Below are 8,498 nucleotides of genomic sequence, written 5' to 3'. Positions count from 1 at the left end.
CGTCGGTCGCTCAGAATGACCCTCGAATAAACGTATTTCTGCGTGCTTACATAGCCATGGGCCCTCCTTCTTCCGCGTGAGGAGCCCAGAGGCCTGCTCCCGACATGCCCCCAACAGTGAAACATCTCTCCCCTGTAAACACCGGCCAATTTTTCCGGATTGTCCTTGTGCTCGGCATTGCTCTGGCCGCGGCCGGCCTTGGGGTCGACGCAGCCCCCGCACACCTCCCCATTCGGCTGCGGGGCGTCACCAGTGGGATCGCGGTGGCCGGTCTCGGCGGGGGATTGGCCATGGTCGCCGCCACCTCTTTGGCCGGACATCGCCTCTTCACCGGTCCCCCCAAACGCGTTCAGAAAGACTCCTGAGACCGTTCGGGCCCCCGCAGCGTGCCCGTCGCCACTCGCCCTCTGCTCCGCGGCCGATCCGGCATCGCGATTCCGTTCCTCCTGTTTTCTCGTTGACCACGCCCCGACCGCCATGTCTTCCAGCAACTCATCGTCGTCCTCCATTCTGTCATGGACAGGATGGGCCATTCGTACGCTCTGTTGGGCCCTCTCGGTGCTTTCCTCCGTGGCGGCCGGCGTGTTCGTTACGACGCACTTCTACGCCGTGCGGGGCGGGCAGCAACAGGTGGCCGTGGCGGTGCTGGGCCTGTTTATTGTGCTCGTTCCGTACACAATCGCAAGGGCCGTCTCCGAACTCGGACGGTGACGAGGGCAGCAAAGAGGGCCTCGGGATGAATCGACGTTCTCGGGCGCGCCCTACGCGCCCGGGACCTCGCGAGACAGCGCGTCGGCGATGTGTCGGGCCGTTTCCTCGAACGGGCGGAACGTGCACCCGAGCTCAGCGCGGGCACGGCTGTTGTCGTACTGGTCGGTGCGGGCGGCGGTGCGGGCAGTGCTGCGGGCGAGGACCGGCTGCGTGCGGGTGATCGCGGCGATGCCCTCTGCCAGCGCGCCGCCCACCTTGAGGAGCGACGGCGGCACGGTGTAGCGCGGCGGCGGCGCCCCAAAGGCTTCCGCAAGCGTGCTGGCGAGGACCTTCCAGGAGACGTTTTCACTTCCCAGCAAGTAGCGGCGACCCGTGTCGCCTTCGTGCATGGCCGCCCGCAGGCCCATCGCCACGTCGCGCACGTCCACCACGTTGGTCCCGCCGGGCGGCACGGCGAGCAGCCATCCACTGCGCACCGCGTCGACGATGCGACGCGTGTTGGCGGCGGGCCCCCCCACGCCGAAGACGAGCGAGGGGGTTGCGATCGTGGCGTCGAGCCCCTCGGCGATGCCGCGGTGCACCTCCAGCTCGGCCCGGCGCTTCGACCGGGCGTAAGCGGAGCGGTGGGGCAGGCCCTGCCACTCGGTCGTCTCGTCGATCAGTCTGTCCGGCCCCGGCGGACGTCCGAGAGCGGCGATACTGGAGGTGTGCACGAGCCGGTCGACGCCCGCCTCCAAGGCAGCGTTGACGACGTTGGCCGTGCCGCCGGCGTTGACACGCCGGACCGCCGCCCGGTCGCCCGCCGCGAAGCTTACCTTGGCCGCCACATGGTAGACCCGGTCGACCTCGCGCATCGCCTCGTGCAGGCTCCGCGCCCGGGTGACATCGCCCACCGCGTGGTCCACGCGCTCAGCGTACGGGCCCAGCAGGTCGAGAGAGGACGTCTCCCGTCGGAAGATGCGCACGTCGGCGCCCGCATCAACGAGTTGCTTGGTCAGGACGGAACCGACAAGGCCTGTTGCTCCGGTAACGAGGACCGTTTGGGGCGTGCGCATGGCGTTGACCGACTGGGGAGGAATCACGCCGCTTCGATCTCAATCAACAACGCCTCTTTGTCCACAGCGTCGCCGCTCGCGGCGTGAATGGCCGTCACGACCCCGCCCGATGGGGCCTTCAGTTCGTTCTCCATCTTCATCGCCTCCAGCACCAGGAGGCCCTCGTCGACTGCCACCTCGTCGCCCTCCTCCACGAGCAGGTCGAGCACGAGGCCCGGCATGGGCGCTCGAACCTCACCCCCAGCCGCAGCGTCTTCGCCCAGCCCGAACTCTTCCACGAGCAGATCCCGCTCGTCTTTGACCTGCACCTCCGTCCGCCGTCCGTCGATCGTGACGCGCAGCGTATCGTCCCCCGTCGGCTCCACCGACACCGGCACGCTCGTGCCGTCGACGATCATCGACACGTACCCCTTCCGCAGCACCTCGAACGTATAGTCCTTGGCTTCGCCGTCTACAACGAGCTGGTCGTCCTGAATCGCGACGTCGAACGCCCGATCATCGACGAGCGCACGGTAAAGTTGACCGTCTTCCGGAGCGTCCATGGGAAAGACATCTGGTTGACACGAAACGATGCACGCACACGACACAAACTCGCACCTGTGGGCATAGTTTTATCTCAGGACAGAGGCCCTGAGAGTGCCCACACTCTCCCGTTCCTCCGCATATCCTCCACACGTCCCTCCCGCTCACGGCCCCATCGCCCATGCCCGACGACCTTACGCCCGACCTTTTGCTCCGCGCCTACGCCAACGGCGTCTTTCCGATGGGGGACGACGATACCGGCACCGTGCGCTGGCATGCGCCGGACCCGCGGGCGCACCTCCCGCTCGATGCGTTCCACATTCCCCATACCCTCCATCGGCGCGTGCGGCGGCGCGAGTTCGAGGTGACCGCCGACCGCGCCTTCGCGCCCGTCATTGAAGCCTGTGCGGACCGGGCCCGCACCTGGATTACGCCACGGATCATCCGGGTCTATACCGAACTGCACGAGCGCGGGTACGCCCACAGCGTCGAGTGCTGGCGAGAGGGCGACTTGGCCGGGGGACTCTACGGCGTGGGTCTCAAAGGGGCCTTCTTCGGCGAGTCGATGTTCTACCGGGTGAGCAACGCCTCGAAGGTGGCGCTCGTGCACCTCGTGCGGCAGCTGCGGGCGGGCGGCTTCACGCTTCTGGACACGCAGTACTCCACCGAACACCTCGAGCGGTTCGGCGTGACGACCATTCCGCGATCCGCGTTCGAGCAGAAGCTCATCCGGGCGCTCGACAGGGAGCCCGACTGGTGGCCCCTCACCGGCGCCCAGGCGGCAGACCTCGACACGCCGGTAGACGCGATGTCCGCCGCGTCGCCCGCCCCACGTGGAAACGAGTCGGCCCCGAATGGGTGAAACCGGACTCGACCTGTCCCTGCCCGCTCCCCCACCATGTCTCCTCGCCTCCGAATGCTGTCCGTCGTGCTGTCGGGGCTGCTCGTCGGCCTTTCCTCGGTGGGCGGCTGCCAGCCCGCCTCGGATGCCGCCTCCGACGCCTCCGTTTCCCAGCCGTCCACCGCCCCACCGACCGTGCGGGACAGCGTGCTCTCCCCGCCGGACACGACCGCCGATCGCTTCGAGGCCGCCCTGCAGGTGGCCCTCTCGCATCGGGGCGATGCCGGCTCGATCGGGGCGCTGATGCAGGCGGTCGGGCGTCACTTTCGTGGGCGCCCCTACCGCACCGGCACGCTCGACGCCCCTGCGACCGAGACGCTCGTCGTTCGCCTCGATGGGTTCGATTGCGTGACCTTCGTGGAGACCACCCTCGCCCTGGCCCGCAGCGCGCGGGCGCCCGACACGACGTACGCCGGCTTTGCGCGACGACTCGCGGAGCAGCGGTACCGCGACGGCGGGCCGGTGGGCTATTGCGGGCGGCTGCACTACTTCACGGAGTGGCTCACCGACAACGCCGACCGCGGGCACGTCCGGCGGCTGGGGCCCGAACTCGAGGGACGTCCACTGCGCGACACGCTCGACTTTATGAGCACCCACCGGTCGGCGTACGCCCGCTTCGCCACCAACGACAGCCTCTTCGCCTGCGTGCAGGACATGGAGGCGCGCCTGCAGGCCCAGCAGCGGCGCAATCCGGTGCGGTACGTGCCGCAGGACTCAATCCGGGCCGTCTACGATCAGCTCCAGGCCGGGGACGTCGTAGCGCTCGTCTCTTCGATCGATGGGCTCGACGTGGCCCACACCGGGCTCGTCTACGCCCACCCCGATGGCGGGCGCGGCCTTCTGCACGCCTCGCTGTCCGACGGCGTGGTGGTTTCGCCCGATCTTCAACGGTACGTTCAGACGATCGATCGTCAGATTGGTATGGTGGTGGCGCGTCCCCAGTCCATCCAGTAGGGGCCTGCCAAGCCTTCTCCTCCGCGACCGCCCCTTCCCAACGCTCTCCTCACCGACCGGTCCGATCGACCATGCAGGACATCGAGTGCCTCGGCGTGTACACCAGCGGCGGCGACGCCCCGGGCATGAACGCGTGCCTCCGGGCCGTCGTCCGCACGGCCGTCGCCAATGACATTGAGGTCATGGGCATCCGTCGGGGGTACGAGGGCATGATTGAGGCCGACTTCGTGGAGATGGAGCGACGCTCGGTCTCCAACATCCTCCAGTCGGGCGGTACAATTCTGAAGAGTGCCCGCTCGGAGGCCTTCCGCACCGAGGAGGGACGGCAGCAAGCGGCCGACAACCTCCGCGAGAACGGCATCGATGCGCTTGTGGCCATCGGGGGGGACGGCACCTTCCGGGGGGCCTCGAAGCTCTACGACGAGCATGGGCTTGGGGTGGTGGGCTGCCCCGGCACCATCGACAACGACCTGTACGGCACCGACCAGACAATTGGGTACGACACGGCCCTCAATACGGCGATCGACAACATCGACCGCATCCGCGACACCGCCGACGCCCACAATCGTCTGTTTCTCGTAGAGGTGATGGGGCGGGACGCCGGCTTTATTGCCCTCAATTCCGGGATCGGAGGGGGGGCGGAGCTCATCCTGATCCCCGAAACCATTACGGAGATGGACATGGTGAAGGACCGCATTCTGTCCCTCATGACCGCCCAGCGGCGCTCGACCATCGTCGTCGTGGCCGAGGGCGACGAGCTGGGCGGGGCCCAGGGCATTGAGCGCGCCCTCCGCGACGACGAGGCGTTCTCGGAGATCGAGCTCCGCTCCACCATCCTGGGCCACACCCAGCGGGGCGGGGCCCCCACGGCCAGCGACCGGGTCCTGGCGAGCCGCCTGGGCGTGGCCGCCGTCGAGTCGCTACTGGACGGCCACTCGGACGTGATGGTGGGCGTGACCAACAACGAGATCAAGCTCACCCCCCTCCACAACGTCTACGGCCGGCGCAAGTCGATCGACTACGACCTGCTGAAGCTCACGCAGGTTTTGAGCTGAGCACGTGGGAGCGCTCCTTGTCGTGGCTCGGGGACACGCCTCAGTAGGAGTCGAGCGTGGTCGTCGCGTCGCTTCCGTACTCCACGAGGGTGCTGGTCCAGGCCCTCCCCTGATCGCCCTGTGTCCGATACCGGACGACGTGCCCCGGCACCGCCTCCGAAAGATGCCAGGTGACGGTTCCGCCGCCCATGCCGCCCGCGTACTCCACCTCGCGCGTGGAAAAGGTGCCGGCCGGGGTGCTGAGCTCGTCCGTGCCCACCGTGGCCCCCTCAATGCTCTCTTCGGTCAGGCGCTGGGGCGACTGGTACACGGTCCGTTCCGTGACCGGCACCTCCCCGACGTTCCCCTCCGGATCCCTCGACCGCAGACGGACAACCTCGTCCCGCTCCGGGTCGATGAGCGCCTCGTAGACCCAGGTGTCTTCCTCCTGCTGAGCCCGCACGCGCCACCACTCGTTTCCGTCCTCGGTGGTGGTCAGAAACGCCCGCTCCAGGGTCTGAAAGCCCGCGTCTTCGCCCTCGGCCGTTCGGGCCTCGTACCGCGCCCACTCGCCCTCCTCGTAGGTCGCCTCCGCCGGCCACATTCCGTTCGCGGCGAACGCGTAGCTGAACAAGACCTGCGCCTGCGACACCATGAACTGATTCCACTGCGCGGTGCCGGCGGTCGGAAGCTGGGCCGCGGAGGCCACCCGGGCCCCGATCGCTTCTCCCACCTCTTGCCCCGCGGCTTCGGAGGCCGCCCCGACGGTGGTCTCCGCCGCCTCCTGGGCAAGGAAGCAGCCTGAGAGCACCGTCGCCAGGGCGACGGCGGAAAGGGTAACGGGCAACGAGGATGGACGAGCCAACTTGATACAGGTACGAATCATGGCAAGAACAAGAGACGGATGGAAAGGAAGAACTGAGATGTGAAATGGTGTTTAGAAATAAATAGACGCCGTGTGAATATCAAGATCAGAACCGGCCTGGGGCACTGCTCCGGGCGGGAATCGGCCCGGGACGCGGCCTTGTATGCCCTCAATGCACCGTGGCAGACGACGGCCGTTCGGGGGACTCTCTCCGCTGCAGGTCGGACCCTTTGCGGGCCCCGTGCTGTTCCGCATATCGGTCTGCCTGGGCGGGTGGAGCAGCGTCCTCCTCGGCCGAGCACGGCCTCTCTCCTTGCGTCGAGTCCTCCCCATTCTGATGTCCGAACACTCCCATCCCCCCATCGGCGAGGCCGAGGGCAAGGCCGATGCCGTGGAAACCATGTTCGACGCCGTGGCCCCGCGCTACGACCTGCTGAACCGGGTCCTCAGCGCCGGCGTCGACCGGTACTGGCGCTCCCGCACCGTCCGGGCGCTGCGCGACGAGCAGCCGCGGCGGGTGCTGGACGTGGCGACGGGCACGGCCGACCTGGCCCTCAAGGCGCAGCGCACCCTTCACCCCCGCGAGACCATCGGCGTCGACCTCTCCGCCGAAATGCTGGACCGGGGGCGGGAAAAGATCGACCGGCACGGACTCGCGTCGCGAATCACGCTCCGGAAAGCCGACGCCGCCGACCTGCCGTTCGACGACGGATCGTTCGACGCGGCGTTCGTGGCCTTCGGCGTGCGCAACTTCGAGGACCTCGACGCGGGCCTCGGCGACATTCGACGGGTCCTGCGGCCCGGCGGCGCCCTCGTCGTGCTCGAGTTCAGCACCCCTCGCACGTCGCCCATCAAGCAATTGTACGCGTGGTACAGCCGCCACGTCCTGCCCCGCATTGGCGGCCTGCTGAGTCCCGATCAGGGGGCGTACGAGTACCTGCCCAGCTCGGTCGCCGCGTTTCCGGACGGCGTCGACTTCCTGCGGCGGATGGACCAGGTCGGCTTCACGACCCTGGAGTGGACACCGCTCACCTTCGGCATTGCCTCTCTCTATACCGGACGGGTCCCCCAACGCCCCACCGATCCCTCGTGATGGAATGGACACGATCGAACTCACCCTCACCATTCCGCCCGCGGCACACGCCCCCTTTCTAGCGGAGCTGGAGGAGCCCGCCACGGGCTTCGTGCAGGACGACACTCAGCTGCGGGCCTACGTGCCGGCCGAGCGCTGGGCGTCCGTCGATCGGGAGCAGCTCGAAGCCCGCCTGGCGGCCAACGGACATCCGGACGCGCTGTCGATTCGCCCCCTGGAGGCCAAAAACTGGAATGCCGTGTGGGAGGACGCCCTCTCCCCCGTCCGGGCCGGGCCGTTTCTCATCTGTCCCACCTCGGTCGACGTGCCGCCCGCCCACGCCGACGCGACGGTCCTTCGCATCGACCCGAAGATGAGCTTCGGAACGGGGCACCACGCCACCACGCGACTGGCCCTCCGCCTCCTGGCCGACGCCCTGCAGCCCGGCGGCCGGGTGCTCGACGTGGGCACCGGCACCGGCGTGCTCGCCATCGCGGCCTGCCAAACCGGCGCCGGCGCGGTCCTGGGCGTCGATACCAACCCCGATGCCGTGCGCAACGCCCGCGACAATGCCCGCGAAAACGACGTGACGGACTGTGTGACCGTGCGCGAAGGATCCGTAGAGGAGGCCCCGGACGCGGGCCACGACCTCGTGGCCGCCAACATCACGCGGCGCGTGTTGCTGGGGTTGATGCCCGACCTCGTCTCGCGGCTCGCTCCCGATGGCACACTGCTTCTCTCCGGCCTCCTCCAGCCGCAGCGCGACTCGATGCTCGCCGCCGTCCGCGACCACGCCCTGGCGCTCGACGCGGAGGCGACCGAAGACGGCTGGTGGGCCGCCCAATTCTCCTCGTCTTCCTCATCGTGACCCCATGCGCCTCGCCACCCTCGACGTCGGCACCAACACGGCCCAGCTGCTCGTGGTCGAGCACACCGGGACGGGCCTGCGCCGGCTCCACGCGGCGGAGCGGTTCGTGCGGCTGGGCGAGGGGATCGATGCCTCGGGCCGCATCGGGAAGGCGGCACGGGAGCGCCTCCTCAACACGCTGCGCGACCACCTCCAGGCGGCCCGTGCGTACGACGTGGATCGGTTGTCGGCCGCGGGCACGAGCGCCCTGCGCGACGCCACCAATCAGGACGCCATTCTCACGGCGGTGCGGAACGAGCTGGGGCTGTCGGTCGAGATTCTTTCCGGCGCCGAAGAGGCAGCGTGGAGCTTTGCCGCGGCCTGTGCAGCGTTCGATGCCCTCTCGGGCCGCTGCCTCGTCGTCGATGTGGGCGGCGGGTCCACGGAGCTCATCGCCGGCACGGACCCGCATCGGCATCGTCCCTCGTATCCGGACGCCATCGAGGACCACGTCAGCCTCGACATAGGGTGCGTGCG

General features: G+C 68.4%; 11 protein-coding genes. 8 read left to right on the top strand and 3 right to left on the bottom strand.

Annotated elements, in window-relative coordinates:
• The first annotated feature begins 116 nt into the window (after window positions 1-116).
• Both V5A20_RS11695 and V5A20_RS11690 read left to right on the top strand, forming a co-directional pair.
• Window positions 117-365: a hypothetical protein gene (locus V5A20_RS11695; protein WP_332316825.1), complete on the top strand. Its 249-nt coding sequence runs from the start codon at window positions 117-119 to the stop codon at window positions 363-365.
• Window positions 366-477: 112 nt separating this feature from the next.
• Window positions 478-711, top strand: coding sequence for a hypothetical protein (locus V5A20_RS11690; protein ID WP_332316824.1), 234 nt, complete (start codon window positions 478-480; stop codon window positions 709-711).
• A 50-nt stretch (window positions 712-761) separates the two neighbouring features.
• Here the strand turns inward: V5A20_RS11690 and V5A20_RS11685 are convergent, their stop codons facing one another.
• Window positions 762-1,793 (bottom strand): SDR family oxidoreductase, encoded by a 1,032-nt coding sequence (locus V5A20_RS11685; protein ID WP_332316823.1) that lies wholly within the window; start codon window positions 1,791-1,793, stop codon window positions 762-764.
• Entirely contained in the window at window positions 1,790-2,308 is a 519-nt protein-coding gene (locus tag V5A20_RS11680; protein WP_332316822.1) for a biotin/lipoyl-containing protein, read from the bottom strand. Before V5A20_RS11680 ends, V5A20_RS11685 begins: the two co-directional genes overlap by 4 nt.
• 161 nt (window positions 2,309-2,469) lie before the next feature.
• Here V5A20_RS11680 and aat point away from each other — a divergent pair, with 161 nt between their 5' ends.
• The 3 genes from aat (at window position 2,470) to pfkA (ending at window position 5,198) form a co-directional block, all read left to right on the top strand.
• The gene (gene aat, locus V5A20_RS11675; protein ID WP_332316821.1) at window positions 2,470-3,150 is read left to right on the top strand and encodes a leucyl/phenylalanyl-tRNA--protein transferase; all 681 of its coding nucleotides are present in this window, start codon (window positions 2,470-2,472) and stop codon (window positions 3,148-3,150) included.
• A 36-nt stretch (window positions 3,151-3,186) separates the two neighbouring features.
• Window positions 3,187-4,143, top strand: a complete 957-nt coding sequence (locus V5A20_RS11670) for an N-acetylmuramoyl-L-alanine amidase-like domain-containing protein (RefSeq protein ID WP_332316820.1) — start codon at window positions 3,187-3,189, stop codon at window positions 4,141-4,143.
• A gap of 71 nt (window positions 4,144-4,214) precedes the next feature.
• On the top strand, window positions 4,215-5,198 hold the full coding sequence (gene pfkA, locus V5A20_RS11665) for a 6-phosphofructokinase (protein ID WP_332316819.1): 984 nt from the start codon (window positions 4,215-4,217) through the stop codon (window positions 5,196-5,198).
• Window positions 5,199-5,238: 40 nt separating this feature from the next.
• On the opposite strand, the gene V5A20_RS11660 is transcribed toward pfkA, so the two are convergent.
• Entirely contained in the window at window positions 5,239-6,063 is an 825-nt protein-coding gene (locus V5A20_RS11660) for a hypothetical protein (protein WP_332316818.1), read from the bottom strand.
• Between the two features lie 316 nt (window positions 6,064-6,379).
• Between V5A20_RS11660 and ubiE the strand changes: the two genes are divergently transcribed.
• The 3 genes from ubiE to V5A20_RS11645 form a co-directional block, all read left to right on the top strand.
• Window positions 6,380-7,135, top strand: coding sequence for a bifunctional demethylmenaquinone methyltransferase/2-methoxy-6-polyprenyl-1,4-benzoquinol methylase UbiE (ubiE, locus tag V5A20_RS11655; RefSeq protein WP_332327401.1), 756 nt, complete (start codon window positions 6,380-6,382; stop codon window positions 7,133-7,135).
• 4 nt (window positions 7,136-7,139) lie between these two features.
• The gene (gene prmA / locus V5A20_RS11650) at window positions 7,140-7,982 is read left to right on the top strand and encodes a 50S ribosomal protein L11 methyltransferase (protein ID WP_332327400.1); all 843 of its coding nucleotides are present in this window, start codon (window positions 7,140-7,142) and stop codon (window positions 7,980-7,982) included.
• Window positions 7,983-7,986: 4 nt separating this feature from the next.
• The coding region (locus V5A20_RS11645) for a Ppx/GppA phosphatase family protein (RefSeq protein WP_442978437.1) at window positions 7,987-8,498 on the top strand (512 nt) is incomplete at its 3' end.

Source organism: Salinibacter sp., from assembly GCF_036626415.1.
Classification (GTDB): domain Bacteria; phylum Bacteroidota; class Rhodothermia; order Rhodothermales; family Salinibacteraceae; genus Salinibacter.
Note: the sequence above shows the minus strand (reverse complement) of the source record. Positions and strands in the feature narration are given on the sequence as shown.

Bases quoted from the DNA above. Each gene is read 5' to 3' on its own strand.
- prmA (WP_332327400.1), top strand. From the start codon at position 7,140: ATGGACACGATCGAACTCACCCTCACCATTCCGCCCGCGGCACACGCC.
- pfkA (WP_332316819.1), top strand. From the start codon at position 4,215: ATGCAGGACATCGAGTGCCTCGGCGTGTACACCAGCGGCGGCGACGCC.
- V5A20_RS11690 (WP_332316824.1), top strand. From the start codon at position 478: ATGTCTTCCAGCAACTCATCGTCGTCCTCCATTCTGTCATGGACAGGA.
- V5A20_RS11680 (WP_332316822.1), bottom strand. From the start codon at position 2,308: ATGGACGCTCCGGAAGACGGTCAACTTTACCGTGCGCTCGTCGATGAT.
- V5A20_RS11670 (WP_332316820.1), top strand. From the start codon at position 3,187: ATGTCTCCTCGCCTCCGAATGCTGTCCGTCGTGCTGTCGGGGCTGCTC.
- V5A20_RS11660 (WP_332316818.1), bottom strand. From the start codon at position 6,063: ATGATTCGTACCTGTATCAAGTTGGCTCGTCCATCCTCGTTGCCCGTT.
- ubiE (WP_332327401.1), top strand. From the start codon at position 6,380: ATGTCCGAACACTCCCATCCCCCCATCGGCGAGGCCGAGGGCAAGGCC.
- aat (WP_332316821.1), top strand. From the start codon at position 2,470: ATGCCCGACGACCTTACGCCCGACCTTTTGCTCCGCGCCTACGCCAAC.